Origin of the sequence: Arthrobacter sp. V1I7 (assembly GCF_030817015.1) — a bacterium.
GTDB lineage: Bacteria > Actinomycetota > Actinomycetes > Actinomycetales > Micrococcaceae > Arthrobacter.
In genome coordinates this window covers 2,788,378-2,814,677 of the sequence record NZ_JAUSYS010000001.1, presented here as the reverse complement: position 1 = coordinate 2,814,677, position 26,300 = coordinate 2,788,378, and the positions used below count along the sequence as shown (strand labels likewise).

The window sequence follows — 26,300 nt, the reverse complement described above, 5'->3', positions numbered from 1 at the left end:
TTTCGAGTGTTTTCGTGGCGGGCGGAAGTCCGGCCGGGCGTCTGGGTGGGTTTCACCAACGCCGCTGCCGGCAACCTGGCGCTCCACGTCGGCGACGATCCGGCGGACGTCCGGGGCCGCCGCCGCGAACTTGAACGGTCCGCGGGCCTGGGCGGCCGCGGCTTCCAGTACATGAACCAGGTCCACGGCAGCGAAGTCGCCACGATCGCCGCCGGTCCAGCCGTCCCGGCCCCGACCGCGGACGCCATGGTATCCCGCGGCGCTGCCCTTGCCGTGATGGTCGCGGACTGCGTCCCCGTGGTCCTGGTGGGCAGTGAAACCGGGGGAGGGCCGGTGCTCGGCGTGGTGCACGCGGGACGGCCCGGCGTCGCCGCCGGCGTGGTCCCCGCCGCGGTGGCCCGGATGCGGGAGCTCCGAGCCGGGGAAATCAGCGCATGGATCGGGCCGTCCGTCTGCGGCCGGTGCTATGAAGTGCCGGCCGGAATGCGGGCTGAGGTCGGGATGATCGTCCCCGGAACCTGGTGCGATACCTCCCGGGGGACGCCCGGGCTGGACCTGCCGGCCGGCGTCCGCCACCAGCTGGAATCCGCCGGCGTGGCCGTCGAATACTCCGGCGGCTGCACGCTTGAAGACGACGAACTGTTCTCCTACCGCCGCGACCGCCACACCGGACGGTTCGCCGGCCTGGTCTGGACTGGTCCCGGGGCCGGGACGGGGGCGGACATCGATGGCTGAGCAGCACGATACCCGGTTGGCGCAGCTCCGGGAGCGCCTCGCCGCCGTCCGGCAACGGATCGACCGCGCCGTCGCTGCCGCCGGGAGGCAGGACGCGCCGCCGCAGCTGATAGTGGTCACCAAGTTCCACCCCGCCGAGGACGTCCGGCGGCTTGCCTCGCTGGGCATCACCAACGTGGGAGAAAGCCGGGACCAGGAAGCCGCGGACAAGGCGGCCGGACTCGGCGACCTTGACCTCCGCTGGCACTTCATCGGACAGCTTCAGAGCAACAAGGCCAAGTCCGTCGTGAAGTACGCGCACGCCGTGCACTCCGTGGACCGGCCCCAGCTCGCCGAAGCCCTGGCGAAGGCCATGGCCGCCGAACACGGGCGCACCGGGCGCGGGCCGCTGGACTGCTACATCCAGGTCAGCCTCGACGACGACGCCGACGGGCACCGGGGCGGGTCGCTCCCCGCGGACGTCCCCGAGCTGGCGGAGCGGCTGGCAGGCTCCGAGGGACTTCGGCTGGCAGGCATCATGGCGGTGGCCCCGCTCGGCAAGGACCCGGTCCGCGCGTTCGAGCAGCTCGCAGGAATCTCGGCCCGGCTGACGGCCACGTACCCGGACGCCACCGGCGTTTCCGCCGGCATGAGCCAGGACCTCGAAGCGGCGATCCGGTTCGGTGCGACACACCTTCGGATTGGCTCCGATATTCTCGGTCCGCGTCCGGCGTTGCGGTAGGTTCAACGTATTGGAAGGTAATGGCGGGAATTCCAAGGCTGTCAGGTCATTTTGAGCGGCCCGCTTACGGACACGATTAGGAGTCGACCATGGCTGGCGCTCTGCGCAAGACAATGATCTATCTTGGGCTCGCCGATGGCGAGGAACACTACGAGTCTGAGCACCCGAAACCGCACAAGGACGAGGACGATTCCATGGAGCACGACCGCGAGGAGCGCCGTGCGCCGGCGCCTGTCCGCGAGGTCCCCCGGGAGGAGCCCCACGCCGCTGAAGAGGAATATCGCGCACCTGTGACACCCATCAAGCGAGCGGCCTTGAGCCGCGAAGAACCCACCGCACTCCGGCAGATCACCACGATCCACCCGCGCTCCTACAACGATGCCAAGCTCATCGGTGAAAGCTTCCGTGACGGCATCCCCGTCATCATGAACGTCACAGACATGGGAGAAGCGGACGCCAAGCGGCTCGTCGACTTCTCCGCAGGACTGGTTTTCGGCTTGCGGGGCAGCATCGAACGCGTCACGAACAAGGTATTCCTGCTGTCGCCGTCGTACGTTGAAGTCATCGGCGATGACAAGAAGATCAGCGAGACCCAGGCCAGCTTCTTCAACCAGAGCTAATACAGGATTTCTCTCCGGATGCCAGGCAGGGACACCTGTCTGGCATCCGTGCTGAAGTATCCGTGTTGAAATAGAGGCGTAACCATCCCAAGGACACTGCGGTATCCGGAATGAACATGGAGATATGAGCTAACTCATGGGAATCGTTTTCGGACTTGTCTATCTCGCACTGCTGTTCTTCTTCGTGGCCCTGATTGTCAGGCTTGTCTTTGACTGGGTCCAGATGTTCGCGCGGAGCTGGCGGCCGCGCGGAGTGGCGCTTGTGGCCGCGCACGCCGTGTATTCCATCACGGACAGGCCGCTCAAACTGCTCCGGCGCCTGATCCCGCCGTTGCGGCTGGGCGGGATCTCCCTGGACCTCGGCTTCCTGTTGCTGTTCATTGCCGTGTCGGTGGCCATGGCCTTCGCCAGGGGCCTCGTCTACGCCCAGCCGATCGCAGCCTAGCGGGGCAGCGGACCCCTTCCGCCGCCAAACTGATAGAAAACTCCGGTTTGACACTGCGGTGTTGAATTAGAGTAACCAGACCATATTTAGGTACCGTAGTTTGACGGCCGAAAGGCCTACTGACTAACTAGACCAACGAGGTGACCAGATGGCTTTGACGCCAGAAGACGTTGTCAACAAGCGCTTTCAGCCGACCAAGTTCCGCGAAGGCTACGACCAGGACGAAGTAGATGACTTCCTGGACGAGATCGTCGTCGAACTGCGACGCCTGAACCAGGAGAACGACGAGCTGCGCAGGAAGCTCGCCGAGCTCAGCGCTGGCACGCCTGCCAGCTCCACCGCCGCGGCTCCCGTGGTCGAAAAGGTGCCGGCTCCCGTCAAGGCCGACAAGGAAAAAGAAGACCGCGCCAAGGCAGAAGCCGAGGCCAAGGCTGCCGAAGCTGCCAAGAAGAAAGAGGCCGAGCGTGCTCCTGCCCCGGCAGCCGCCCCGGCACCCGCGGCCGCCGCTACCCCGGCGTCGGAGTCCGCGGCCGGCCTGCTCGCAATGGCGCAGCAGATGCACGACAAGCACATCGCAGACGGCGAGCAGCAGCGCGACAAAATCATCGCCGAGGCCCAGATTGAGGCCAGCGGCCTTGTCAACGATGCCCAGGAAAAGTCCCGCAAGATCCTGGGTGCCCTCGAGCAGCAGCGCTCCGTGCTGGAACGCAAGGTCGAGCAGCTCCGCGGCTTCGAGCGCGATTACCGCTCACGCCTGAAGGCATACATCGAAGGCCAGTTGCGCGATCTGGATGCCCGTGGTTCGGTGGCGGCCCCTGAGGTCGAAGCCAACACCTAGGCAAAAAGCCAAGTATTCTGAAAGTCGGTGGCTGAGGACTCCTCGGCCGCCGGCTTTTGGCATTAACCGCCACAGTCCGTGGCCTGACCGCCCCGGCAGTAGGCCCCCAGTCCCAGCACTGGCTCCCGAACGAAAGCCCTATGACTGACGCCCCAACCCCTGACGCCACCTCGCCTGCGCCGGTTGCGCACGCCGGGCCCCGCCGTGCCCTGCTGCTCTCGGTTTTCTCCGGACTTGCGGTGTTCGCCTACGTGTTCGACCAGCTGACCAAGCTGTGGGTGACCAGCACCATGGTCGAGGGCGAGCGGATCCCGGTGCTGCCCCCGTTGCTGCACTGGTACTACATCCGCAATTCCGGGGCAGCCTTCTCCATCGGAGAAAACATCACCTGGGTCTTCACCATCATCATGGCCGCCGTCTCGGTGGCGATCCTGCTCCAGCTGCGGAAGCTGGGCTCGGTCTGGTGGGCGCTGGCGCTGGGCCTGCTGCTGGGCGGCGCCCTGGGAAACCTCACCGACCGGCTGTTCCGGGAGCCCTCCTTCGCCATGGGCCATGTGGTGGACTTCATCCAGCTGCCCAACTTCGCGATCTTCAACATTGCCGATTCGGCCGTCGTATCCTCCGTTGTGATCATCTGCCTGCTCACCCTGAGGGGCATTTCCCTCGACGGCTCGCACCACCAGAAGGAACCGGTACAGCAGAATGACTGATGACATGGTGATCGACTCCGCGGCGCCCCGGCACTTTGTGGTGCCGGACGACCTTGCCGGCAGCCGGGTGGACGCCGGGCTGGCGAAGCTGATGGATATTTCCCGTTCGCAGGCCGCCACGCTCATTGCCGAAGGCAACGTGAGCTGCAACGGCAAGCCCGTCGGCAAGTCCCTCAAGCTCAGCCCCGGCGCCGTCCTCGACGTCGTCGTCCCGGAACGGCGGGACCCCCTGGAAGTCGTGGAGGAAGTAGTGGAAGGCCTGAAAATCCTGCTGGACGATGACGAGTTCGTCGTTCTCGACAAACCGGTGGGCGTGGCAGCACACCCCTCGCCGGGGTGGGTGGGCCCGACCGTCGTCGGCGGACTCGCCGGCGCGGGCTACCGGATCTCGACCTCCGGGTCGCCGGAGCGGGCCGGCATCGTGCACCGGCTCGACGTCGGAACCTCCGGCGTCATGGTCGTCGCCAAGACCGAAAACGCCTACACCGCTTTGAAGCGCGCGTTCAAGGAACGTACTGTGGACAAGGTGTACCACGCCGTCGTCCAGGGCCTCCCGGACCCGCTGGCGGGCACCATCGATGCGCCGATCGGCCGGCACCCGGGCCACGACTGGCGGTTCGCCGTGATCGAGGACGGCCGCGACTCCATCACCCACTACGAAGTCCTCGAAGCTTTCGGCAAGGCCTCGCTCGTGGAGGTGCACCTGGAAACGGGGCGTACCCACCAGATCCGGGTGCACTTTGCCGCCCTCCGTCACCCCTGCGCCGGTGACCTGACCTACGGTGCCGATCCGCGGCTCGCCGCGACCCTGGGACTGACACGGCAGTGGCTGCACGCCCGCCAGCTGTCCTTCGACCACCCACGGACGGGGGAGCGGGTCACAGTCACCAGCGAGTACCCCCAGGACCTGAGCTATGCCCTCGAAGTCCTCGAATCCGGACAGGCCTGACCCGGCGTTTGATCCGTCCCTGACCCGGCATTTAGCCGGTGTTTGATCCGCCCCTGACCCGCGTGTCCCGGGTGTTTTGGCCGGCGCTTGCCGGGGTGCCGGTTTTGTCCGCCGCGCGTGCCTGGCAAAGCCGGATCGATGCCGGCACTAGAATAGTCCGGTGACTTCCAGCAACGACTCGTTTGTCCATCTCCATAACCACACCGAGTACTCCATGCTGGACGGCGCCGCCCGGCTCGGCGAGCTGTTCGATGAAACCGAGCGGCTGGGCATGCCCGCACTGGCCACGACGGACCACGGCTACCTCTTCGGGGCCTTCGACTTCTGGAAGCGGGCCACCGACAAGGGCATCAAGCCGATTATCGGCGTCGAGGCGTATGTGACGCCGGGAACCGCGCGCACCGACAAGAGCCGGGTCCGCTGGGGCGAGGAAAACCAGCGCAAGGACGACATTTCCGGCGGTGGCTCCTACACGCACATGACCCTGCTTAGCTACAACAACAAGGGCATGCGGAACCTCTTCCGGGCTTCGTCCATCGCCTCGCTGGACGCCGTGTTCGGCAAATGGCCGCGGCTGGACCGCGAACTGCTGAACACGTATTCCGAGGGCCTGATCGCCACGACCGGCTGCCCCTCGGGCGAGGTCCAGACCCGGCTCCGGCTCGGCCAGTACCGGGAGGCACTGGAGGCGGCCGCCGAGTTCCGCGACATCTTCGGGGCCGACAACTACTTCTGCGAACTCATGGACCACGGCCTGGACATCGAGCGGCGCGTCACCGGCGACCTGCTGCGCCTCGCGAAGGACCTGAACCTGCCGCTGGTGGCCACCAATGACCTGCATTACACGCACGAGCACGACGCCAAGGCGCACGAGGCCCTGCTGGCCATCCAGTCCGGCTCGACCCTGCTGGAACCCAGCTACGACAACGGCGGGTCCCGGTTCGCCTTCTCCGGCAGCGGCTACTACCTGAAGTCGCCGCAGGAAATGCGGGAACTGTTCCGCGACCATCCCGAGGCGTGCGACAACACGCTGCTGATCGCCGAGCGCTGCGAGGTCTCGTTCAACACCGGCGCCAACTACATGCCCCGCTTCCCCTGCCCGCCGGGTGAGGACGAGACTTCCTGGCTGGTCAAGGAAGTGGCCACGGGACTGGCCTACCGCTATCCGGCCGGGGTGCCGGACAAGGTACGGACCCAGGCGGACTACGAACTCGGCGTCATCACCTCCATGGGATTCCCGGGCTACTTCCTCGTGGTGGCCGACTTCATCAACTGGGCCAAGAAGAACGGCATCCGGGTAGGTCCCGGCCGCGGCTCGGGTGCAGGCTCCATGGTGGCGTACGCCATGCGCATTACCGACCTTGATCCCCTGGCGCACGGCCTCATCTTCGAACGGTTCCTGAACCCGGACCGCGTCTCCATGCCTGACTTCGACGTCGACTTCGATGACCGCCGCCGCTCCGAAGTGATCGACTACGTGACGCGCAAATACGGTGACGAACGCGTCGCGATGATCGTCACATACGGCACCATCAAGACCAAGCAGGCGCTCAAGGACTCCTCGCGCGTGCTGGGGTACCCGTTCAGCATGGGCGAACAGCTCACCAAGGCCCTCCCGCCGGCCGTGATGGCCAAGGACATCCCGCTCGCGGACATCCAGAACAAGGACTCCAAGCGCTACGGCGAGGCCGGGGACTTCCGGCAGCTCGTCGCCACCGACCCCGAAGCCGCCAAGGTCTTCGAGACCGCCCTGGGCATCGAGGGCCTGAAACGGCAGTGGGGTGTCCACGCGGCCGGCGTCATCATGTCTTCGGACCCCATCATCGACGTCATCCCCATCATGCGCCGCATCCAGGACGGCCAGGTCATCACGCAGTTCGACTACCCCACATGTGAGGGCCTCGGCCTGATCAAGATGGACTTCCTCGGGCTGCGAAACCTCACGATCATTTCCGACGCCCTCGAAAACATCAAGATGAACCGCGGCGTGGACCTGGACCTCGAATCCCTGGCCCTCGACGACGCCCCGTCCTACGAGCTGCTGGCCCGGGGCGACACCCTTGGCGTGTTCCAGCTCGACGGCGGTCCCATGCGCGCCCTGCTCAAGCTCATGAAGCCTGACAACTTCGAAGACATCTCCGCCGTGCTGGCCCTCTACCGGCCGGGCCCCATGGGCGCCAACGCGCACACCGACTACGCCCTGCGCAAGAACAAGATCCAGGACGTCATCCCGATCCATCCGGAGCTGGAGGAACCGCTCGCCGAAATCCTCGGCGGGACCTACGGCCTGATCGTGTACCAGGAACAGGTCATGGCCGTGGCGCAGAAGCTCGCCGGCTATACCCTCGGCCAGGCCGACATCCTGCGCCGCGCCATGGGCAAGAAGAAGAAATCCGAGCTGGACAAGCAGTTCGCCGGCTTCTCCCAGGGCATGCAGGACAACGGCTACTCCATGGCCGCCGTCAAAACCCTCTGGGACATCCTGCTCCCGTTCTCCGACTACGCCTTCAACAAGGCGCACTCGGCCGCCTACGGCGTGATCTCCTACTGGACCGCCTACCTGAAGGCGCACTACGCGCCGGAGTACATGGCCGCCCTGCTGACCAGCGTCGGCGACGACAAGGACAAGTCGGCGATCTACCTCAACGAATGCCGTCGCATGGGCATCACGGTGCTGCCGCCGGACGTCAACGAGTCAGCGCTCAACTTCACCCCGGTCGGCACCGACATCCGCTTCGGCATGGGCGCCATCCGCAACGTCGGGGTCAACGTCGTCGAGGCCATGGTCGCGGCGCGCGAGAAAGAAGGCGCGTACACGTCCTTCAAGGACTACCTCATGAAGGTCCCCGCCGTGGTGTGCAACAAGCGCACGATTGAATCCCTGATCAAGGCCGGTGCCTTCGACTCGCTGAACCATCACCGGCGCGCCCTGGCCATGGTCCATGAAGAAGCGATCGACTCCGTGATCACGCTCAAGCGCAACGAGGCGATCGGGCAGTTCGACCTCTTCGCCGGTTTCGACGAAGCCGAATCCGAGGCGTCCCTGAGCATCGAGATCCCCGACCTTCCCGAATGGGAGAAGAAGGACAAGCTCTCGTTCGAACGGGACATGCTCGGCCTCTACGTCTCGGACCACCCGCTGCAAGGGCTCGAAGGGCTCCTGAGCCAGCACGCCGACCAGTCCATCACCTCGCTGATCGCCGAGGACGGCCCGCACGACGGCGCCATCGTCACCATCGCGGGCATGATCACCTCCCTGAGCCGCCGGATCGCCAAAGCCAGCGGCAACGCCTATGCCCGCGCGGAGATCGAGGACCTCGGCGGTTCCGTCGAGGTCATGTTCTTCGGCCAGGTCTATGGGCCCATCGCCTCGGTGCTGGCCGAAGACCTGATCGTGGTGGTCAAGGGCCGGCTGCAGCGCCGCGACGACGGCGCCGTGGCGTTGAACTGCATGGAACTCTCCGTCCCGGACCTCAGCGAGGGCCTGAACGGGCCCCTGGTGATCACCATGCAGACGCACAAGGCCACCGAAGCCGTGGTGACCGAACTCGGCGATGTGCTCAGGACTCACCGCGGCAAGTCGGAGGTCCGCCTGCACCTCCAGGGCGACTCCCGGGTGGAAGTCATGGGACTGCCCGTGCACCTGCGGGTCAACCCGAGTCCGTCGCTGTTCGGCGACCTCAAGGTGCTCCTCGGCTCGACCTGCCTGGATGGCTAGCGCCGGGCCGGTAGCGGCCGCCTTGCCCGGGGTTCAGATCTCGTAGTCCAGCGGGACCGGCTGGCTGTAGGCGCCGGAGTGGTAGAGCAGGGGAGCGCCGTCGTCGCCGACCTCGCCTTCCACCACCTCGACAACCACCACCGCGTTGTTCTCGAAGGAGAGCCGCATCTGGACCTTGCCGATCAGCCAGCCCGCGACGTCCTTCAGGACAGGAACCTCGTGGGGTCCCATCTCCCAGTGGTCGCCTTCGAAGCGGTCGCGGGTCCTGGCGAAACGGTCGGCCAGCTCCTGGTTCTCCAGCCCGAGCATGTGCACCCCGATGTAGGTGGTATTGGCCACCGCCGGCCAGGAACTGGAGGTGCGCGCCATGTTGAAGGTGAACCGAGGGGGCTTGGCCGAAAGCGAGGCCACCGAGGTCGCGGTGAAACCGAACGGCACGCCATTGTAGTTGGCGGTGATGATCGCCACACCTGCCGCATGCCGGCGGAACATTTCCTTGAACGTTCCTTCGAAGGCTCCGTCGTCTGAGGCCACTGCGATCCAACTCCCTGCTGCCCGTGCGGAATGTTTCTACCCTGCCAGCGTATTGCTCCCGGACAGGCCGCGGTACTTGTTTACCTGCCGCCGTCATGGACCGTCATCCGGGAACGCACGCTGCCATGCGGCCGGCCGGCCCAAAAGCTTGTTAAGGTTTGTTGCATGACAGAGCCTGCAGTACACGTCCCGGTCCAGCGCCCGGGCCACGGCGAACACCGTCGCGGGCGCCAGGTCCAAGGCCGTGGGGCCAGCAGCACGGGCCTGCGCAGGGCAGCAGCCATCGCCGCTGCCGGAGTGCCGGTGGGACTGCTCTGGTGGGTGCTGGCGCCCTCGGGGCTGAACATCCTTTCGGGCGACCCGGCGCTTCGCAACGGCAGCAATCCGGACGCGCGGCTCCCGCGGGACCTGATGCTGGCCGGGCTGTTCCTGCTTGCCGGCTGCATCGCCGGGGCACTGGCGGCCGGCACCAAGCATCAGGAGCCGTCGTCCAAGGACGTCGTCCTGGCGGTTGCCGCCGGGGCGTTCGGAGCGCTCCTTGCCTGGGGAACCGGCGTGCTGTGCGGCCTCTGGTGGGGCGCGCCGGAGGACACCTCGAGCAACGCCAGCATTGCGTTTTCGCTGCGCTCCTACGCCGTCCTGGTGATCTGGCCGGCCGCCGTCGCGCTGTCCATCTTCCTTGGCAGGTTCTCCGTGGCCCCGAAGAAGCCGGCCTCCGGGGATCCTTTGGCGTAACAGCGTCCGGAGACCGCGGACCGGCACGTAAAATGGACGGGTGACCCTTACACCTGAGAGCCCTGTGCCCCCGGCCGCCGCCGACCTGACTTTCCGCACGGTCGACCTGCGTGGCCAGCGGCTGTCCCTGGCCGGCCTCCGCGCCGCCGTGCCGCGGGCGCAGACCGGCACCATGGCCGACGCGGAAGAAAAGGTCTTCAGCATCATCGCGGCGGTCCGCAGCCGCGGCCTCGAAGCCCTCCGTGAGCTGGCGCTGAGGTTCGACGGCGTCGAGCAGGAGCATCCGCGGGTCCCGGCAGAGGCCCTGCAGGCAGCGCTTGCCGGCCTCGATCCCGCCGTGCGGGCAGCACTGGAAGAGTCCATCCGGCGGGCGCGCCGTTTCGCCGACGCCCAGCGCCCGGCGGACACCGACGTCGAACTGGGCGACGGTGCCGTCGTCAGCCAGAACTGGGTCCCGGTGGGCAGGGTGGGTCTCTACGTCCCCGGCGGCCTTGCGGTGTATCCGTCCTCGGTGGTCATGAACGTTGTCCCGGCCCTGGCAGCCGGCGTCGAATCCATTGCCCTGGCGTCACCGCCGCAAAAGGACTTCGGCGGTCTGCCGCACCCCACCATCCTCGCGGCCGCCTGCCTGCTCGGCATCGAGGAGGTCTACGCGATTGGCGGTGCCCAGGCCATTGCCGCTTTCGCCTACGGCGTCCCGGCCTCCGGGACTGAGTCCGGGCCCGATGCCGGACTGGACCCCGTGGATGTGGTCACGGGTCCGGGCAACATCTTCGTCGCCACGGCCAAACGCCTCGTGAAGGGCGTCGTGGGGATCGATTCCGAAGCCGGCACCACCGAAATCGCGATCCTGGCCGATGCCACCGCCCGGCCGGACCTCGTCGCCGCTGACCTGATCAGCCAGGCCGAGCACGACCCCCAGGCTGCCTCCGTACTCATCACGGATTCCGCGGAGCTCGCGGCAGCCGTCCGCGAGGAGCTGGAACGCCGGGCAGCCGGGACCAAGCACAGCGTGCGGGTCCGTGAGGCCCTCTCCGGCCCGCAGTCCGGTGTTGTCCTGGTGGACGACCTGGAGCAGGGGATCGCCGTCTGTGACGCCTACGCCGCGGAGCACCTGGAAATCATGACCGCGGACGCCGCCCGCGTGGCCGCACGGATCCGGAATGCCGGGGCCATCTTCGTCGGCGATTACAGCCCGGTCAGCCTGGGGGACTACTGTGCGGGGTCCAACCATGTGCTGCCCACCAGCGGCACGGCCGCCTTCTCCTCCGGACTGAACGTCACGACTTTCCTGCGCGCCATCCAGGTCGTCAATTACAGCCGTGCGGCACTGGAACAGGTCAGCGCCCACATCGTGAGCCTCTCCGGGGCGGAAGATTTGCCAGCGCATGGCGAGGCCGTCACGGCAAGGTTCGGAAACGGCGCCTGACCACTACATATAGTAATTACAGGCTTGTTATTCAGCTACATCTAGTCGTAAACTGATGGTGAGAGCTAGCTGCCGGCGACCGTTCCGGCAGCAGCAAGGCCAGTGAATCCAGCGAGTCCAGCGTTCAGTCCAGGCTTGCGTGCGACAGGGGAGGGAAACACGTGTATTGCCCGTTCTGCCGTAACCCTGATTCCCGCGTGGTGGACAGCCGGATCGCGGACGACGGATCAGCCATCCGGCGCCGCCGGCAGTGTCCCGAATGCGGCCGGCGGTTCACGACCGTGGAGACCACCAGCCTGACCGTGATCAAGCGCTCCGGTGTCGGCGAGCCGTTCAGCCGCAGCAAAGTCATCAATGGAGTCCGGAAAGCCTGCCAGGGCCGTCCCGTGACCGAAGATGACCTCGCCATGCTTGCCCAGGAGGTCGAAGAGGCCATCCGTGCCTCCGGCGCGGCGGAGATCGAGGCCCACGAGGTCGGTCTCGCCATCCTCAACCCGCTGCAGAAGCTGGACGAGGTGGCCTACCTGCGCTTTGCCAGTGTGTACCAGGCCTTCGAATCCCTCGAGGACTTTGAAGCCGCCATCTCGCTGCTCCGCCACGAGGCCGGCTCGAAGGGCCTGGAGGGCAAGAGCTCCGAGAAGAGTCCGCTCTAGCCCCCGTTCCCGGGAGCCGGACCAAAAGACTCCGGTGGTGGCAGCGGAGGGGAAGCCGCGGCCACCACCGGCACCAACCAAGACGCTATCTGCCGCCGGACCCCGGCAGCACGGCGCCGCATTGTTGACGACGGCCACCAGTGGACCCAGCGCCCCGGCGGCGTCGAACAAGGCTGCCCCGGCGTCGGGTCGCCGACGCCGGGGCAGCCTTGGTGCTATTTGGCCAGTTTGTGCGTCAGCGCGACCTCGATGGCGGCACCGACGATGCCGGCGTCGTTCTTCAGCTCCGCCGGGACAATCGGCGTGCGGAGCTTCATCCGCGGCAGGTACTCGTCCGCGCGCTTGGAGATGCCGCCGCCGACGATGAACAGTTCGGGGGAGAAGAGGAACTCGACATGGGAGAAGTACCGCTGCAGCAGCACGGCGTACTCTTCCCAGCTCAGTCCGTCACGCTCACGGGCCACGGCCGAGGCTTTGCTCTCGGCGTCGAATCCGTCAATTTCCAGGTGGCCCAGCTCGGCGTTGGGAACGAGCTTGCCGTCGAAGATGAAGGCCGAACCGATCCCGGTGCCGAGGGTGATGACCAGCACGGTGCCTGCCACGCCTTCGCCGGCGCCGTAGCGCGCCTCGGCCAGGCCGGCCGCGTCGGCGTCGTTGATGACCTGGACGGGGCGGCCCAGCCGGGCCGTGAGCAGGGCATCGATGTCGAGGCCCAGCCAGGCGTGGTCAACGTTCGCCGTCGAGTGGACGACACCGTGCTGGATGATGCCCGGGAAGGTCACGCCGACCGGGGCGTCCGCGTCCGGGGCGTCGGAACGCTTGGACAGCTCGGTGACGACCTGCGCCACGACTTCGGCAACAGCTTCAGGAGTGGATGGCTGCGGGGTGGGCACGCGGAGCCGGTCGCCCACCAGCTTGCCCTTCTTCAGATCGACGATCCCGCCCTTGATCCCGGTGCCGCCGATGTCAATGCCGATCAGCAGGGAGTTCTTCTTCGACTTCTCGTCCTTCTTGGGCAATGTGATTCCGTTCGTGGCAGGGGGCGGGCTAGGAAAGGTGCGGCCCAGGGCCGGCGGAAGACCGGGGTCCGCTGGGATGGGGCAGGACTCAGGGGGAAGGGCTCAGGGGAGGGTGAGGACCTCGGCGCCGGACTCGGTCACCAGCAGCGTGTGTTCGAACTGGGCGGTGCGCATGCGGTCCCGGGTCACCACCGTCCAATCGTCGGCCCACATATCCCAGTCGACGGTGCCGAGGGTGAGCATGGGTTCAATCGTAAAGACCATACCTGCCTCCATCACGGTGTTGTAGGCGGGGGCGGCGTCGTAGTGCGGAATGATCAGGCCCGTGTGGAAGGCCTCGCCGACGCCGTGCCCGGTGAAGTCGCGGACCACTCCGTAGCCGAAGCGCCGGGCGTAGGACTCGATGGTCCGGCCGATCACGTTGATTTCGCGGCCGGGCGCCACCGCACGGATGGCGCGGTTCAGCGATTCCTGGGTGCGCTCGACGAGCAGACGGGATTCCTCGTCGACGTTGCCGGCCAGGAAGGTGTAGTTGGTGTCGCCGTGCACGCCGCCGATGAAGGCGGTGATGTCAATGTTGAGGATGTCGCCGTCCTGGACGACGGTGCTGTCCGGGATGCCGTGGCAGATCACCTCATTCAGCGAGGAGCACAGCGATTTGGGGAAGCCGCGGTAGCCGAGCGTGGACGGGTAGGCCTTGTGGTCCAGCAGGAACTCGTGGCCCACCCGGTCCAGCTGGTCCGTGCTGACACCGGGCTGGATGTGCTTTCCGACCTCCACGATCGCCTGGGCCGCGATCCGTGACGCGATCCGGATCTTCTCGATGGTCTCCGCCGTCTTGACCTCTGACCCGGTGAACTTGGCCGGTGCCGGCTTTCCCACGTATTCGGGCCGGGGGATGGACGCCGGTACGGAAAGCTGTGGGCTGACTGTTCCCGGGACCAGGGTGCCGATGGGTGCAGTCGAGGCAAGTGAAGGCATAGATTGATCATATAAGGAGCGGCCTCCGGCCGTTAAACACGGCCGGAAAACAACTGCGGAAAACAACGCCGGAAAACAACTCCGGAAAGTACGGCGGAACAAGAGGAGCAGCGATGCCCGAGTACTGGTACAACGTCAACACGCACGAGGTTGAAGAGGACGCCCTGTCCGACTGGAGCCAGCTGATCGGCCCCTACAAGACGCGGGAAGAAGCCGAGCACGCCCTGGAAAAGGTCAGGGCGCGCAACGAGGCCTGGGAAAAAGACGACGACGACTAGGTCGGGGCAGCAGGGGCCGTGGCCCGGAGCGGCAGGGACCGCTGCCGGCGCTGGGCCGGGCGGCGCCGGGCCGGGAACCCTAGAACGAGTGTTCGGGGCCGGGGAACTGCCCGGAGCGGACGTCTTCAGCGTAGGCCCTGGCGGCGTCGCCCAGCGAGGTCCGCAGGTCCGCATACTGCTTGACGAACTTGGCCATCCTGCCGCCGCGCAGGCCCGCCATGTCCTGCCACACCAGCACCTGGCCGGTGGTCGCGTTGCCCGCGCCGATTCCGATGGTGGGGACCGCCACCGCGGCGTCAATCGCGGCGGCCGTCTCGGCCGGAACCATTTCCATCAGTACGCTGAACGCGCCCGCGTCGGCCAGCGCGACGGCGTCGTCGATCAGCCGCTGAGCGTCGTCGGCGCGGCCCTGGACGCGGTAGCCGCCGAGGGCGTGTTCGCTCTGCGGGGTGAAGCCGATGTGCGCCATGACGGGAATCCCGGCCTGGACCATGGCCCGGACGGTCTCGGCGTAGAACTTGCCGCCTTCAATCTTGACCGCGTGGGCGAGTCCCTCCTTGAGGAAGCGCACGCCGGTCGCCACCGCCTGCTGGGCGGACACCTCGTAACTGCCGAACGGCAGGTCCGCCACGACAAGAGCGCGCCGGGCCGAGCGCGTCACGGCCCGGCACAGCGGGATCAGCTCATCCACGGTGACCGGGAGGCTGGTCTCGTTGCCGAAGACGTTGTTGGAGGCCGAGTCGCCGACCAGGAGGACTTCAATGCCGGCCTGGTCGAAAATTTCCGCCGTGTACTGGTCGTAGGCGGTCAGCATGGCGAAGCGTTCGCCGTTGAGCTTGGCCTGGTGGAGGTGGTGGGTGCGGATCCTGGCCACCGCTTTCCGCCCGGCGTCCGACGGCGACGTGCCCCCGCGGCCAGCCGTCGCGGGCGAGCCGGCCGCCGGTCCGTTGCCGTAGGGGGCCGCAACTTCGGCGGGCGTGCTGGGATCGGGGCTGATGCTTGTGGCCATGGCACGAGCGTAGTGCGATACCGCGCGTGCTAGCTACCGGGGTCCATGCCCGGATCCGGTGAATCGCGTCACACCGGCGGCGGCGGTGCGGCCGCGGGCAGGAGGCAGGGCGCCCGGTCCGGGGCCCCTATGTTAACGCTGTGTTACGCGCGGCGGCCGCGCCAGCAATCGGTGCCAATGATTAGTAAAGTGAACGGAGAGCAGCTGCGGGACCCATGCACGAAGGGCCTGGGGCACGGACGAATGACCGGAAAGAGGCCACAATGGACCGCCAGCAAGAGTTTGTCCTGCGGACGATCGAAGAGCGCGACGTGCGGTTCGTGCGTCTGTGGTTCACCGACGTCGTGGGATCGCTGAAGTCGGTGGCGCTGGCGCCGGCGGAAGTGGAAGGCGCGTTCGAGGAAGGCCTCGGCTTTGACGGCTCCTCGATCGAAGGACTGGCCCGCGTCTTCGAATCCGACATGCTGGCCCAGCCGGACCCGGCCACCTTCCAGATCCTGCCCTGGCGCGGCGAGACGGAGGCAACGTCCAGGATGTTCTGCGACATCCTGACGCCGGACGGCGAACCCTCCGCGGCGGATCCGCGCAACGTGCTCAAGCGCAACCTGGCCAAGGCCGCGGATATGGGGTTCACCTGCTACACGCACCCCGAGATCGAGTTCTACCTGCTGAAGTCCCAGCAGCCGGGGCCCGACGGTGCGCCGGTACCGGTCGACGAGGGCGGTTACTTCGACCACGTCCCGGGCGGCGTGGCCCAGGACTTCCGCCGCACCGCCGTGACCATGCTCGAATCGGTCGGCATCTCGGTGGAGTTCAGCCACCACGAGGCCGGGCCCGGGCAGAACGAGATCGACCTGCGCTACGCGGATGCCCTGCAGACGGCGGACAACATCATGACGTTCCGGACCGTGATCAAGGAAGTCGCGCTGCAGCAGGGGACCTACGCCACCTTCATGCCGAAACCGTTCACGGCCCACCCGGGCTCCGGCATGCACACCCATTTCTCGCTCTTCGAGGGCGACACGAACGCTTTCTACGAGGCCGGGGCCGAGTTCCAGCTCTCCGAGACCGCCCGGCAGTTCATCGCCGGCATCCTTAAGCACGCCCCCGAGTTCACCGCGGTGACCAACCAGTTCGTGAACTCCTACAAGCGCCTGTGGGGCGGGGGAGAGGCTCCGAGCTACCTGAGCTGGGGCCACAACAACCGCTCCGCCCTGGTCCGGGTGCCGCTGTACAAGCCGGGCAAGGGCCAGTCGGCGCGGATCGAGTACCGCGGTATCGACTCCGCGGCCAACCCGTACCTCGCCTACGCCGTGCTGCTCGGCGCCGGGCTCAAGGGCATCGAGGAGGGCTACCAGCTGCCCGCCGCGGCCGAGGACGACATCTGGTCGCTGAGCTCGGCCGAGCGCCGGGCCATGGGCCACGACCCGCTTCCGGCCAGCCTGCACGACGCCATCCGGTCCATGGAGGAATCCGAACTGATGCCGCAGATCCTCGGCGAGCAGGTGTTCGAGCACTTCCTGCGCAACAAGCGGGCCGAATGGCAGGACTACCGTCTGCAGGTGACGCCCTACGAACTGCAGCGCAACCTCGGCATCCTTTAGGCGACCCCGGTGAGCCTGGCACGACGCCTCATCGCCGCCGGCTTCAGTGATCTGGAGAAAGGCGAACGGTTCCTGGCCGCCCCGGAGCTGGCGGGGCTCGACCAGGACGTCCTGTTTGCCGGGCTGCAGCTCGCCGCGAACCCGGATACCGCCCTGCAGTCGCTGGTCCGGCTGATCGAGAAGCACCCGGCCCTCCGGAAGCTGGCGGCGGCGGAGCTGGAGACCAGTGAACCGCTGTACCGCGTGCTGGGCGCCTCCGAGGCGCTGGGCGAGTTCCTGATCCGCCACCCCGAGCACCTTGACGCCTTCGAGGTGACGGCCAGCCCGGAGCCCCTGGCAGCGGACGCCGCGGTGCTCCGCGCCCGTCTGCTGCAGTCCGTGCGCGCCGATCCGAAATCCGCCCGGCCGGTCGCCGGACTGTCCGGGCAGGAGGGTTACGAAGCCCTGCGCACGGCCTACCGGCGCGGCCTGGTCGAGCTCGCGGTGAAGGACCTCTGCGCCGCCGACCCGCTGGACTTCCTCCCCGCCGCGGGAGCCGAGCTGGCCGACCTCGCCGGCGCCGCAATCGAGGCCGCCCTCGCCGTGTCCCGGGCCGAGGCCGCCGACCATTTCAGCGCCGCCGAAGTGGCCGACGTCGGGCTGGCCGTGATCGGCATGGGCAAGTGCGGCGCCCGCGAGCTGAACTACATTTCCGACGTCGATGTCATCTACGTGATCGAATCCGGCGAGCTGGAGGATTCGCGTGCCAACACCATCGGTACCACCCTCGCCGCCGGCATCTCGCGGGCGATCATGTCGACGGGCCGTGAGCCGGGGCTCTGGGAGGTCGATGCCAACCTGCGGCCGGAGGGGAAGTCCGGGCCGCTGGTCAGGACCCTGGCCTCGCATGAGAGCTACTACGCCCGATGGGCCGAGAGCTGGGAGTTCCAAGCCCTGCTGAAGGCGCGGACCATTGCCGGGGACACCGCGCTCGGGGCCCGGTACGAGGCCGCCGTCGCGCCGCTGATCTGGTCCTCGGCCGGCCGCGAAGGATTCGTGGAATCGGTCCGCTCCATGCGCCGCCGGGTCACCGAGCACATTCCCGCCGAGGAGGAGCAGCGCCAGATCAAGCTGGGCCGCGGCGGACTGCGCGACGTCGAGTTCACCGTCCAGCTGCTGCAGCTGGTGCACGGAAAATCCGACGAATCGCTGCGCCGCCGGGACACCACCTCCGCCATCGCCGCGCTGTCCGCCGGCGGGTACATCGGCCGTTCGGACGCCGCCGAGTTCGACCGGGCCTACCGTTACCTTCGGCTGCTCGAGCACCGGATCCAGCTCTTCCAGCTGCGCCGCACCCACCTGATGCCGGTCCACGAGGCCGCGCTGCGCGCCCTGGCGAAAGCCGTGCTGGGCCCCTTCTCCAGCGAGCGGCCCAAGCCCGATGCCCTGATGGCCTCCTGGCGCAAGACCAAGCGCTCGGTCCGGGAGCTGCACGAACGCATCTTCTACCGCCCGCTGCTGAATACGGCCGCGACGCTCAGCAGCGAGGAAGCCCGGCTGACCCCGGAAGCCGCCCAGGGGCGGCTCGCCGCGCTCGGTTATCTCGACCCGCAGGGCGCCATGCGGCACATCGAAGCCCTCACGGCCGGCGTCAGCCGCCGCGCCGCACTCCAGCGGCAACTGCTGCCGATCCTGCTGGGCTGGCTCGCCGAGGGCGTTGATCCCGACGGCGGCCTGCTCGCCTTCCGCCGCGTCAGCGAAGCGCTCGGCACGACGCACTGGTACCTGGGCCTGCTCCGGGATTCGACCGCGGCCGCCGAGCGGCTCTGCCACGTCCTCGCCAACTCCCGGCTGATTGCCGACCTCCTCGAGGTGTCGCCGGAATCGGTGGCCTGGCTCGGCTCAGACAAGGAACTCGTGCCCCTGAGCTTCGAGGCGCAGTGGCAGGAGATCGCTTCGAAGATGTCCCGGCACGCGGAGCCGGAAAGCGCGATGCGCCTGATCCGGCTCATCCGCCGCCGGGAGATCCTGCGGATTGCCATCGCCGACAGCGCCGGACTGCTGGACCAGGACCAGGTCGGCGCCGCCCTCGCCGACACCGACCGCGCTGCCGTGCTGGGTGCCCTGCGTGTGGCGGAAACCATGGTCACGGGCGGGGAGCCGCTCAAGACGCACGTGCTTGTTGTCGCCATGGGCCGGCAAGGCGGGCGGGAGATCGGCTACGGTTCGGACGCCGACGTGGTGTACGTCCACCGGGGCCTGCCCGGGGTACCCGAAGAGGAGGCCCAGAACCAGGCCGCCCGGATTGTCGGCCGGCTCTCCAACCTCCTGACCCAGCCGCTGAAACCCGCCATCCTGGCCGAGCGCGTGCTGATGGTCGACGCCGACCTGCGGCCCGAGGGCAAGAGCGGCCCCATGGTGCGCTCCCTGGAGTCCTACGCCGAGTACTACCGGCGGTGGTCGCTCATCTGGGAAGCCCAGGCGCTGTTGCGTGCCCGCCCGATGGCAGGCGACGACGAGCTGGCCCGCGATTTCACGGCCCTCATCGATCCGATCCGTTACCCGCAGGAGCTGTCCGGGCATGATGTGCGGGAGGTCCGGCGCGTCAAGGCCCGGGTCGAGGCCGAACGCCTGCCCCGCGGAGCGGATCCGGCACGCCACCTGAAGCTCGGCCGCGGCGGCCTGAGCGACGTCGAATGGCTGGCCCAGCTGATCCAGCTGCAGCACGCGGGCAAGCATCCGGAACTGCGGACCACCTCCACGGCGGAAGCGCTGGAGGCGGCGGCCCGCCTGGGCCTGCTGGCGGAAGCGGACGTCGAAGTCCTGCTCCGGTCCTGGCGGCTGGCGAGCCGGATCCGGTCGGCCAACGTGATCTGGACCGGCCGGGCCTCGGATCTGCTGCCGTCCTCGCGCCGCGACCTGGAGGCGGTGGCGCGGTGGTGCGGCTACGGACAGGGAAACGCTGCTGCGCTCGAAGAGGACTACCTGCGGCTCGGCCGGCGCGCCCGGAGTGTGTTCGAACGGGTTTTTTACGGTCAGTGACGGCGCCCCCCCGAGTAGCAGGGACCTGCCGGCGGGCCGCAAGGGCTGACACGCCACCGCCTCGGTGCTACTTTGGCCCCATGGCCAAGCAAATGTTCCTGAATCTTCCTGTCCAGAACCTCGACAAGACGGTCGAGTTTTTCACCGCGCTCGGGTTTTCCTTCAACCCTGACTTCACCGATGAGAATGCCACCTGCATGATCGTCAACGACGACGCCTTTGTGATGCTGCTGGTGGAGGGGTACTTCCAGACGTTCACGTCCAAGCCGGTCGCCGACGCCAGCAGCACAGCGGAGGCCATTATGGCGTTCTCCGTGGAAAGCCGCGAAGCCGTCGACGAGATGGTGCGGACGGCCCTGACGTCGGGCGGCACGCCCTCCGAGGAAGCCCAGGACTACGGGTTCATGTATACCCACAGTTTCCAGGACCCCGATGGTCATCTCTGGGAGGTCTTCTGGATGGACCCGGCCGGACCGCCGAAGGACGCCGCGCTGTAGTCCACCGGCCCGGTCCCGCGACGGCAGACTGGGTACGCTTCTGTCATGGCTGAAAACGTGTGGCTGCTCCCGCTGAAGAACCTCGACGACGACGCCCGCGCCGTCAAGCTGGGGGAGATCGCGGAGCTGGAGGTGGGGGAGGACCAGCGCCGGTTCGTCGGGGATCCGCTGCGGATGACGCTGGTGGCGCTCGAAGAGGAATCCCGCTACCCCTTTGCGGTTGACTCCAACGGAGCGGCAGTGGGCGTGCTGACGCTGCAGGCCGGTGCCGCTACCCTCGCCGGGTGGCCGGACGATGAGTCCGTCTGGCTGCTCCGCGGCTTCCTGATTGACCGGCGGCACCAGGGCAAGGGCTTCGGAACCCGCGCCGCCGATGCTGCCGTCCGGGCCGCCGCCAAACTGACGGCTGCGCTCGGCGGGGACCAGGCCGGCGTCGTACTTTCCGTCAATGAAGTCAATCCGGCCGGCCAGGCCGCCTACCGCAAGGCCGGTTTCGAGGACCGGGGCCAGTATCTCGGCGGCGAGGCCGGCCCGCAGCGGACCATGTACCGGGCCTTCTGACCCGCGAGCTTGACGGCAAGGGACAGGCCTGGCCGTTCCTTATGGCCGATGATCCTGCGGCTTGTAGACTGCTGCGATACGCGTGTCCTCGACGATTAGGAGCAGTCAATGAACTACATCGGAAGTCAGTCTGAGAAGGCCGTACCGGCTGGTGAGCTTGATCGGCGTCATGTGGGCCAGACGATCAGCTTTCAGTCCAATGAATTCACCGTTGTTTACGGCACTATCGCTGGCATTGCCAAGACCGAGGGGCGGGTCTATTTAGCTCTCCTCGGGGTCGCTGGAGGCACCCACCTGAAGGATGAGTATGATCTGCCCATCGGTCAGGACGTCTACTTGCAGCCGGATCCGCTGACCAGCGCGGAAAAGAGCCTGTCGGAAGCCGGGAAGATCGTAAAGGAGAAGATTGACGAGATCGCGAAGAATATCCGAGATCGGCAACAGAAGCCCGACTCGGAGTAATCGACGGGCGCCGGCCCGACGTCCATGGGTGACCGCCACCGGCAAGGAATTGCGGGTGCGTTTCCGTTAGAGGAACGACGGCCCGGGATCTATGGCTTGGACGGGTCCTGGCCCTTGGTCTTGGAGCCCTTCCAGAAACGGTGTGTGCGGTGGCTGGCCTCAGCGTGCACCTCACCGTCCGAATGCACCACGAGCACCGGGCAGTCAGCGTGTGAAACGCAGGCTGAGCTTACGGACCCAAGATGCATGCCCAGGAAGCCTCCGTGGCCGCGCCGCCCAACCACCAGCAGCGCGGCGCCGGCGCCCGCCGAGCGAACTCGACAAGCTCGCACTGGAACCCCTCACCGAACGCACCAACGCCTTTGGCGTCAGTGCCCCCTACTTCGTCGACGGCGCCATTGCTGGCTCCATCACCGCGACCGTATCAAGGCTCCGACTGCCCGAACTCGATGTCGAGGCTCTCGCTCACATGGTCCAGAAATCTGCCCAGCGGCTCACACGCCTATTTTCAGTCCCCTAAAAAGACGGCGTCACGCTGGGTCTGCGGCAGAACCTGGCCCAGTCATGCTCCTGGTAGCCGTCAACGGCCTCGTCGGCGGAACGGTGGACAGGAACGGACCGTGCTGTCGCTGCTCGCCGGGGAGGTCTTCGACCTCCGCCTATACACGTTCGCGCTGACCTACGTACTCGCGTTAAGTCTGGCCAAGGCCGTCACAGTGCAAACTCTCGATTCAACGCAGGAACCGCTGGTTGAGATTCAACCGGCGTGACGTCGGCCCTGCTTCCGAGCATAGGCCCGGGCTGCCCGCACACGATCACCACACCGAGTGGAGTACCAGCATCGGGAGGGAGCTCCTCGTGGTGGCCGGGTTCGGGGCGAATAGAATTCGTTCCCGGACCCGGCGGTTCCCTAACCTGGCCAGAAGGGCACCTTCACTGCCAAGGTGAGGAACGCTCCCAGTCTTACCGGAGTGCCTTGTATTAACCTTTGGACGGCAGAAGCCCGGGGCGGGAGCGATCGCACTCACCCCCGCGGCCCGCACCGGGGTGAGATGCCCGGTCAGCGGCGGGTTCAGCCGGTATCGATGTTTTCCGATTACGCCCCGCGCCAGGTTATTGCTGTTCATCGGATGTGCCGTTTGGCGCCTGTGCGGTAGCACCGGCGCCGGAGGCGCAGGCCTTGTTGCTGATGTGGCCGTGGTCCGTGTGCCGATCGGTGGAGGCCGTCCCGGCAGGGTACCCGGTGGTGGAGTTCTCCTTGGAGGCGATAGCGTCCATGACGGGCTCCTTGTTCCGGGCAGGGCAAGGCGTGCGGTGACCAGTGGCCACCGCACCCCAGATCACTCCTGTGCCGGCCGGTTACCGGACGTAGGCGTATTTGGCGGGGTCGGCGTCGAAGGCGGGTCCGCAGCCGGCGCAGCAGAACCAGTACCGCTGGCCCTCATAGTCACGGTAGAGGCCCTTGGCCTCGGCATCGGACTTGACCACGGGAGTGCCGGCCATGACCGGGCACTGGGCTATTGCATCAGCGCTCTGCTCGGGGCGGGCGGTCAGGTTCAGGTCCTGGCTGCGGGTGTCCGTGGTGGCGTGGCCGCCGCAGCAGCTTCCGGTGCTCTTTTCCATTTGTAAGATGTCCTTTTCGTTCGTGGTTGTTGGGTTTAGGCGTCGATCGGCTGCCGCGCGCTTGAGCGCTTGCGGCCGGTGACGGGGTTACCGCCGTGCTGGTGAAGGAGCTAAGGCGGAGGCTGTTGCCGACGACGAAGACGCTGGAGAAGGCCATCGCCGCTCCGGCGAGCATCGGGTTGAGCAGGCCCAGGGCGGCCAGCGGGATGGCGGCCACGTTGTAGGCAAAGGCCCAGAACAGGTTGGTCTTGATCGTGCCCAGTGTCTTCCGTGCCAGCCTGATAGCGTCGGCGGCGCCGCGGAGGTCCCCTCGGACCAGGGTAAGATCGGCGGCCTCGATCGCTACGTCGGTTCCGGTGCCCATAGCCAGACCAAGGTCGGCCTGTGCCAGGGCTGCGGCGTCGTTGACGCCGTCGCCCACCATGGCCACGACCTTGCCCTGTGCTTGCAGATCCGTGATTACACGGACCTTGTCCTGGGGAAGGACCTCGGCGATCACCTGCCCGATGCCCACTTCAGCGGCGACCTGCTCGGCCACTACCCGGTTGTCGCCCGTGAGCAGCACCGGCGTCAGCCCCAGGGCCCGGAACTGTTGGATGGCTTGGGCGCTGGTGTCCTTGATGGCGTCGGCAACCGTGAGCACACCCCGGACTTCACCGTCCCACGCCACGACCACGGCGGTCTGCCCGGCGGCCTCCGCCTGGGATTTGGCCTTAGCCAGGTCCGCCGGCATGGACAGTGACCAGTCCTCGAGCATCGACTCGCGGCCCACGACCACCAGGTGCCCATCGACTACGCCCTGCACGCCGCGGCCTTCGAGGTTGGCGAAGGACTCCGGGGCCGGCAGCGCCCCGACCCGCTCGGTGGCACCTTTGGCGATGGCCTGGGCGATGGGATGCTCGGAAGCATCCTCAACGGCGCCGGCGATGCGGAGCAGTTCCTCCGTGCTCGTGCCGGGTGCGGTGTGCACGTCCTGCAGCGTCATCTTGCCCGTGGTGACGGTGCCGGTCTTATCCAGCACAATGGTGTCGACCTTGCGCGTGGATTCCAGCACTTCAGGGCCCTTGATGAGGATGCCCAGCTGAGCTCCGCGCCCGGTTCCGACCAACAGCGCCGTGGGCGTGGCCAGGCCGAGGGCGCAGGGGCAGGCGATGATGAGCACCGCCACAGCGGCAGTGAACGCTGCCGTTACAGGGAATCCGGCACCGAGCCAGGCAGCCATGGTTGCCACCGCGATGGCGATGACGATCGGCACGAACACTCCGGAAATCCGGTCGGCCAGCCGCTGGGCTTCGGCCTTGCCCGACTGGGCGTTCTCTACCAGCTTGGCCATCTGCGCCAGTTGGGTGTCAGTTCCGATCCGGGTGGCACGAACCACGAGCCGGCCGCCGGAATTGACGGTTGCCCCGGTGACGGGATCTCCCTCGCCCACTTCTACCGGCACGGATTCACCGGTGAGCATCGACTCATCGACCGCGCTGCGGCCGCTGACCACAACGCCGTCGGTGGCGATTTTCTCGCCGGGACGGACCACGAACTCGTCGTCCACGGACAACTGCTCGGTGGGGATGCGGGTCTCAACTCCGTCGCGCAGTACGGCCACCTCCTTGGCACCAAGCTCCAGCAGGGCGCGCAAGGCTGCCCCTGCCCGGCGTTTGGAACGCTTCTCAAAGTAGCGTCCGGCCAGGATGAACATGATCACCCCGGCACCGACCTCCAAATAGATGTTGCCCGCCCCGTCGGTGGGAGCAACTGTCAGTTCGAAGGGGTGCGTCATGCCCGGGGTGCCGGCGGTACCGAAGAACAACGCGTAAAGCGACCACAGGAACGCCGCGGTGGTGCCCATCGAGATCAAGGTGTCCATGGTTGCGGTGCCGTGGCGCAAATTGGTGAAGGCGGCCTTGTGGAACGGCCAGCCGGCCCAAATGATTACGGGTGCGGCCATCGCCAGGGACAGCCACTGCCAGTAGGTGAATTGCAGTACCGGAAGCATCGCCATCGCTATGGCCGGTATTCCGAGCACGGCGCTGCCGATCAGCCGGTGCTTCAGCCCCGCCGATCTCGAGTTCGATGTCGAGACCCGGCACTTGGAACAGGGTGGAGTTTTCAGACATGGGAAACTTCTTTCTCCCGGTGCGGGGTCCGCCTGTCCTGGCGGTCCGCCGGGGATGGTAGGGATGGATCAGTGATCGCTGTGACCGTCGTCAGCTGCGCTGTCGCCGGTGCTCGTGGCGGAGGATCCGTGCGTGTCGAGGGCGAATCCGGCGCTGTGGACCGTCCCGTCAACCTGGAAATCGAAGTAGAGGTAGTAGCGGCCCGGGGTGGGCGCCGTGGTGGCGAATTCAACCGCCGGCCCGGAAACTTCGTTTCCGACCGGTTCAGCACCTTCAGGGTGCACATGCAGATAGGCCAGGTCCCCGGAGCGAAGCGCCACCAAGTGCCCGTAAGCTCCCAGGTAAGGCTGCAGGTCAGTCACCGGCTGCCCGTTTCGACTGACGTTGACCGTCAGCGTCGACGCGGATCCGGCCGACAGTTCACCGTTCAGGGAGAGCTGGAACCCGTCGACCCCATCCGTGGCGGCCACCTCAGAAGCTGCCGGCGCGAAGTCGCCGGCCACCGCAACCGTCCGGGTCAGAGTCAAGTTCCCGCCCGTGCCGGACGGCACGACGTCGGCGTAGATCCGGTAAGTGCCGGCGGCATCCCACGACCAGGGCAGGGCCCAGCGCCCGGCCTCGTCCATCACCGGGTGCACATGACGGTAATGCGCCCCGTCCGAACGCACCACAATCAGGTGCAGGTCCTTCTCATGCTCAGTGTCAAAGGCGGTTACCGGTTTCCCGTCCCGGCCTGTAATGGTGAACGACAGTTCCCCAGCTTGCCCGACGGCCTCCGGAGCGGAGATGCCCTGGAGCAGGTAGCCGCCCTGCTCCATAGCCACACCCCGAACCGGGGAACCCGTCCGGGCAGTTCCGGAGGACGAAGCCGGCGCGGGTGAGTCCTCCTGTCCACCGCTGTGCTGATCAGAGGCGTGCTGGTCCGTTGGGCCATCCACGCTCTGCATCCAGGCCGAGACCGTACCTTCAGGAACGACGGCCCCTGCAGCGGCAAACGCACCGGTGAATGCTACTGCCAACCCGGCCGCATATGCTCCCAGGCGC

At 67.0% G+C, this 26,300-nt stretch carries 25 protein-coding genes and 2 pseudogenes; 18 read left to right on the top strand and 9 right to left on the bottom strand.

The genetic code is table 11. The features are described 5' to 3' along the window. The first annotated feature begins 6 nt into the window (after window positions 1-6). From QFZ69_RS12990 to dnaE, 8 genes are all read left to right on the top strand, one after another. On the top strand, window positions 7-735 hold the full coding sequence (locus QFZ69_RS12990) for a polyphenol oxidase family protein (protein ID WP_306918728.1): 729 nt from the start codon (window positions 7-9) through the stop codon (window positions 733-735). After that, window positions 728-1,456 (top strand): YggS family pyridoxal phosphate-dependent enzyme, encoded by a 729-nt coding sequence (locus QFZ69_RS12985; protein WP_306918727.1) that lies wholly within the window; start codon window positions 728-730, stop codon window positions 1,454-1,456. Before QFZ69_RS12990 ends, QFZ69_RS12985 begins: the two co-directional genes overlap by 8 nt. 89 nt (window positions 1,457-1,545) lie before the next feature. Further along, on the top strand, window positions 1,546-2,076 hold the full coding sequence (locus QFZ69_RS12980) for a cell division protein SepF (protein WP_306918726.1): 531 nt from the start codon (window positions 1,546-1,548) through the stop codon (window positions 2,074-2,076). 136 nt (window positions 2,077-2,212) lie between these two features. After that, window positions 2,213-2,521, top strand: a complete 309-nt coding sequence (locus tag QFZ69_RS12975; RefSeq protein ID WP_306918725.1) for a YggT family protein — start codon at window positions 2,213-2,215, stop codon at window positions 2,519-2,521. Window positions 2,522-2,669: 148 nt separating this feature from the next. Continuing rightward, window positions 2,670-3,359: a DivIVA domain-containing protein gene (locus tag QFZ69_RS12970; RefSeq protein ID WP_306918724.1), complete on the top strand. Its 690-nt coding sequence runs from the start codon at window positions 2,670-2,672 to the stop codon at window positions 3,357-3,359. A gap of 140 nt (window positions 3,360-3,499) precedes the next feature. After that, the gene (gene lspA / locus QFZ69_RS12965; RefSeq protein ID WP_306918723.1) at window positions 3,500-4,069 is read left to right on the top strand and encodes a signal peptidase II; all 570 of its coding nucleotides are present in this window, start codon (window positions 3,500-3,502) and stop codon (window positions 4,067-4,069) included. Window positions 4,070-4,073: 4 nt separating this feature from the next. Next, entirely contained in the window at window positions 4,074-5,018 is a 945-nt protein-coding gene (locus QFZ69_RS12960) for an RluA family pseudouridine synthase (RefSeq protein WP_373461939.1), read from the top strand. A 160-nt stretch (window positions 5,019-5,178) separates the two neighbouring features. Further along, a complete protein-coding gene (dnaE, locus tag QFZ69_RS12955) occupies window positions 5,179-8,736 on the top strand; it encodes a DNA polymerase III subunit alpha (RefSeq protein ID WP_306918721.1) in 3,558 nt (1,185 codons plus the stop codon). Between the two features lie 33 nt (window positions 8,737-8,769). Here dnaE and QFZ69_RS12950 read toward each other — a convergent pair whose 3' ends face one another. Beyond that, window positions 8,770-9,228: a flavin reductase family protein gene (locus QFZ69_RS12950; protein ID WP_306919678.1), complete on the bottom strand. Its 459-nt coding sequence runs from the start codon at window positions 9,226-9,228 to the stop codon at window positions 8,770-8,772. Window positions 9,229-9,435: 207 nt separating this feature from the next. On the opposite strand from QFZ69_RS12950, the gene QFZ69_RS12945 reads away from it, so the two are divergent. The 3 genes from QFZ69_RS12945 to nrdR all read left to right on the top strand — a co-directional run bounded on the left by QFZ69_RS12945 (window position 9,436) and on the right by nrdR (window position 12,087). Continuing rightward, complete coding sequence (locus QFZ69_RS12945; RefSeq protein WP_306918720.1) at window positions 9,436-10,005, top strand: hypothetical protein; 570 nt, start codon at window positions 9,436-9,438, stop codon at window positions 10,003-10,005. A gap of 40 nt (window positions 10,006-10,045) precedes the next feature. Continuing rightward, the gene (gene hisD, locus QFZ69_RS12940) at window positions 10,046-11,434 is read left to right on the top strand and encodes a histidinol dehydrogenase (protein ID WP_306918719.1); all 1,389 of its coding nucleotides are present in this window, start codon (window positions 10,046-10,048) and stop codon (window positions 11,432-11,434) included. 161 nt (window positions 11,435-11,595) lie between these two features. Continuing rightward, window positions 11,596-12,087 (top strand): transcriptional regulator NrdR, encoded by a 492-nt coding sequence (gene nrdR / locus QFZ69_RS12935; RefSeq protein ID WP_306918718.1) that lies wholly within the window; start codon window positions 11,596-11,598, stop codon window positions 12,085-12,087. A gap of 215 nt (window positions 12,088-12,302) precedes the next feature. Here nrdR and ppgK read toward each other — a convergent pair whose 3' ends face one another. Next, on the bottom strand, window positions 12,303-13,106 hold the full coding sequence (gene ppgK, locus QFZ69_RS12930; protein WP_306918717.1) for a polyphosphate--glucose phosphotransferase: 804 nt from the start codon (window positions 13,104-13,106) through the stop codon (window positions 12,303-12,305). A gap of 102 nt (window positions 13,107-13,208) precedes the next feature. Beyond that, window positions 13,209-14,087: a type I methionyl aminopeptidase gene (gene map / locus QFZ69_RS12925; RefSeq protein WP_306918715.1), complete on the bottom strand. Its 879-nt coding sequence runs from the start codon at window positions 14,085-14,087 to the stop codon at window positions 13,209-13,211. 113 nt (window positions 14,088-14,200) lie between these two features. Here map and QFZ69_RS12920 point away from each other — a divergent pair, with 113 nt between their 5' ends. Then, window positions 14,201-14,365, top strand: coding sequence for an SPOR domain-containing protein (locus QFZ69_RS12920; RefSeq protein ID WP_306918714.1), 165 nt, complete (start codon window positions 14,201-14,203; stop codon window positions 14,363-14,365). 79 nt (window positions 14,366-14,444) lie between these two features. Here QFZ69_RS12920 and panB read toward each other — a convergent pair whose 3' ends face one another. Further along, window positions 14,445-15,374, bottom strand: a complete 930-nt coding sequence (gene panB, locus QFZ69_RS12915) for a 3-methyl-2-oxobutanoate hydroxymethyltransferase (RefSeq protein WP_306918713.1) — start codon at window positions 15,372-15,374, stop codon at window positions 14,445-14,447. Window positions 15,375-15,637: 263 nt separating this feature from the next. On the opposite strand from panB, the gene glnA reads away from it, so the two are divergent. From glnA to QFZ69_RS12890, 5 genes are all read left to right on the top strand, one after another. Continuing rightward, window positions 15,638-16,978 (top strand): type I glutamate--ammonia ligase, encoded by a 1,341-nt coding sequence (gene glnA, locus QFZ69_RS12910; RefSeq protein ID WP_306918712.1) that lies wholly within the window; start codon window positions 15,638-15,640, stop codon window positions 16,976-16,978. Window positions 16,979-16,987: 9 nt separating this feature from the next. Further along, window positions 16,988-19,999 carry a bifunctional [glutamine synthetase] adenylyltransferase/[glutamine synthetase]-adenylyl-L-tyrosine phosphorylase gene (locus QFZ69_RS12905; RefSeq protein WP_306918710.1) on the top strand — a complete coding sequence of 1,004 codons (3,012 nt, stop codon included), beginning with the start codon at window positions 16,988-16,990 and terminating at the stop codon, window positions 19,997-19,999. An 80-nt stretch (window positions 20,000-20,079) separates the two neighbouring features. Further along, complete coding sequence (locus QFZ69_RS12900; RefSeq protein WP_306918708.1) at window positions 20,080-20,496, top strand: VOC family protein; 417 nt, start codon at window positions 20,080-20,082, stop codon at window positions 20,494-20,496. A 45-nt stretch (window positions 20,497-20,541) separates the two neighbouring features. Continuing rightward, complete coding sequence (locus tag QFZ69_RS12895) at window positions 20,542-21,057, top strand: GNAT family N-acetyltransferase (RefSeq protein WP_306918707.1); 516 nt, start codon at window positions 20,542-20,544, stop codon at window positions 21,055-21,057. A 108-nt stretch (window positions 21,058-21,165) separates the two neighbouring features. After that, window positions 21,166-21,519, top strand: a complete 354-nt coding sequence (locus tag QFZ69_RS12890) for a hypothetical protein (RefSeq protein ID WP_306918706.1) — start codon at window positions 21,166-21,168, stop codon at window positions 21,517-21,519. Between the two features lie 89 nt (window positions 21,520-21,608). On the opposite strand, the pseudogene QFZ69_RS12885 reads toward QFZ69_RS12890, so the two are convergent. After that, a pseudogene (locus tag QFZ69_RS12885) lies at window positions 21,609-21,815 on the bottom strand (universal stress protein); the annotation flags it as partial. 324 nt (window positions 21,816-22,139) lie between these two features. Here QFZ69_RS12885 and QFZ69_RS12880 point away from each other — a divergent pair. Then, entirely contained in the window at window positions 22,140-22,289 is a 150-nt protein-coding gene (locus QFZ69_RS12880; RefSeq protein ID WP_306918705.1) for a hypothetical protein, read from the top strand. A 343-nt stretch (window positions 22,290-22,632) separates the two neighbouring features. On the opposite strand, the gene QFZ69_RS12875 is transcribed toward QFZ69_RS12880, so the two are convergent. From QFZ69_RS12875 to QFZ69_RS12860, 4 genes and pseudogenes are all read right to left on the bottom strand, one after another. After that, entirely contained in the window at window positions 22,633-22,797 is a 165-nt protein-coding gene (locus tag QFZ69_RS12875) for a hypothetical protein (protein ID WP_306918703.1), read from the bottom strand. 81 nt (window positions 22,798-22,878) lie between these two features. Continuing rightward, window positions 22,879-23,142, bottom strand: a complete 264-nt coding sequence (locus QFZ69_RS12870; RefSeq protein ID WP_306918702.1) for a YHS domain-containing protein — start codon at window positions 23,140-23,142, stop codon at window positions 22,879-22,881. Then, window positions 23,045-25,192, bottom strand: a pseudogene (locus QFZ69_RS12865) (copper-translocating P-type ATPase); the annotation flags it as partial. The pseudogene QFZ69_RS12865 and the gene QFZ69_RS12870, both read right to left, overlap by 98 nt. 132 nt (window positions 25,193-25,324) lie before the next feature. After that, window positions 25,325-26,080, bottom strand: coding sequence for a hypothetical protein (locus tag QFZ69_RS12860; RefSeq protein ID WP_306918700.1), 756 nt, complete (start codon window positions 26,078-26,080; stop codon window positions 25,325-25,327). Between the last annotated feature and the right edge of the window lie 220 nt (window positions 26,081-26,300).

What these genes read in the sequence shown, in the direction of transcription:
- QFZ69_RS12895 (WP_306918707.1), top strand. Translation starts at nt 20,542, where the DNA reads ATGGCTGAAAACGTGTGGCTGCTCCCGCTGAAGAACCTCGACGACGAC.
- QFZ69_RS12950 (WP_306919678.1), bottom strand. Translation starts at nt 9,228, where the DNA reads ATGTTCCGCCGGCATGCGGCAGGTGTGGCGATCATCACCGCCAACTAC.
- QFZ69_RS12890 (WP_306918706.1), top strand. Translation starts at nt 21,166, where the DNA reads ATGAACTACATCGGAAGTCAGTCTGAGAAGGCCGTACCGGCTGGTGAG.
- QFZ69_RS12920 (WP_306918714.1), top strand. Translation starts at nt 14,201, where the DNA reads ATGCCCGAGTACTGGTACAACGTCAACACGCACGAGGTTGAAGAGGAC.
- glnA (WP_306918712.1), top strand. Translation starts at nt 15,638, where the DNA reads ATGGACCGCCAGCAAGAGTTTGTCCTGCGGACGATCGAAGAGCGCGAC.
- QFZ69_RS12970 (WP_306918724.1), top strand. Translation starts at nt 2,670, where the DNA reads ATGGCTTTGACGCCAGAAGACGTTGTCAACAAGCGCTTTCAGCCGACC.
- QFZ69_RS12870 (WP_306918702.1), bottom strand. Translation starts at nt 23,142, where the DNA reads ATGGAAAAGAGCACCGGAAGCTGCTGCGGCGGCCACGCCACCACGGAC.
- panB (WP_306918713.1), bottom strand. Translation starts at nt 15,374, where the DNA reads ATGGCCACAAGCATCAGCCCCGATCCCAGCACGCCCGCCGAAGTTGCG.
- QFZ69_RS12900 (WP_306918708.1), top strand. Translation starts at nt 20,080, where the DNA reads ATGGCCAAGCAAATGTTCCTGAATCTTCCTGTCCAGAACCTCGACAAG.
- QFZ69_RS12985 (WP_306918727.1), top strand. Translation starts at nt 728, where the DNA reads ATGGCTGAGCAGCACGATACCCGGTTGGCGCAGCTCCGGGAGCGCCTC.
- QFZ69_RS12945 (WP_306918720.1), top strand. Translation starts at nt 9,436, where the DNA reads ATGACAGAGCCTGCAGTACACGTCCCGGTCCAGCGCCCGGGCCACGGC.
- lspA (WP_306918723.1), top strand. Translation starts at nt 3,500, where the DNA reads ATGACTGACGCCCCAACCCCTGACGCCACCTCGCCTGCGCCGGTTGCG.
- QFZ69_RS12980 (WP_306918726.1), top strand. Translation starts at nt 1,546, where the DNA reads ATGGCTGGCGCTCTGCGCAAGACAATGATCTATCTTGGGCTCGCCGAT.
- map (WP_306918715.1), bottom strand. Translation starts at nt 14,087, where the DNA reads ATGCCTTCACTTGCCTCGACTGCACCCATCGGCACCCTGGTCCCGGGA.
- QFZ69_RS12975 (WP_306918725.1), top strand. Translation starts at nt 2,213, where the DNA reads ATGGGAATCGTTTTCGGACTTGTCTATCTCGCACTGCTGTTCTTCTTC.
- QFZ69_RS12960 (WP_373461939.1), top strand. Translation starts at nt 4,074, where the DNA reads ATGGTGATCGACTCCGCGGCGCCCCGGCACTTTGTGGTGCCGGACGAC.
- QFZ69_RS12875 (WP_306918703.1), bottom strand. Translation starts at nt 22,797, where the DNA reads ATGGACGCTATCGCCTCCAAGGAGAACTCCACCACCGGGTACCCTGCC.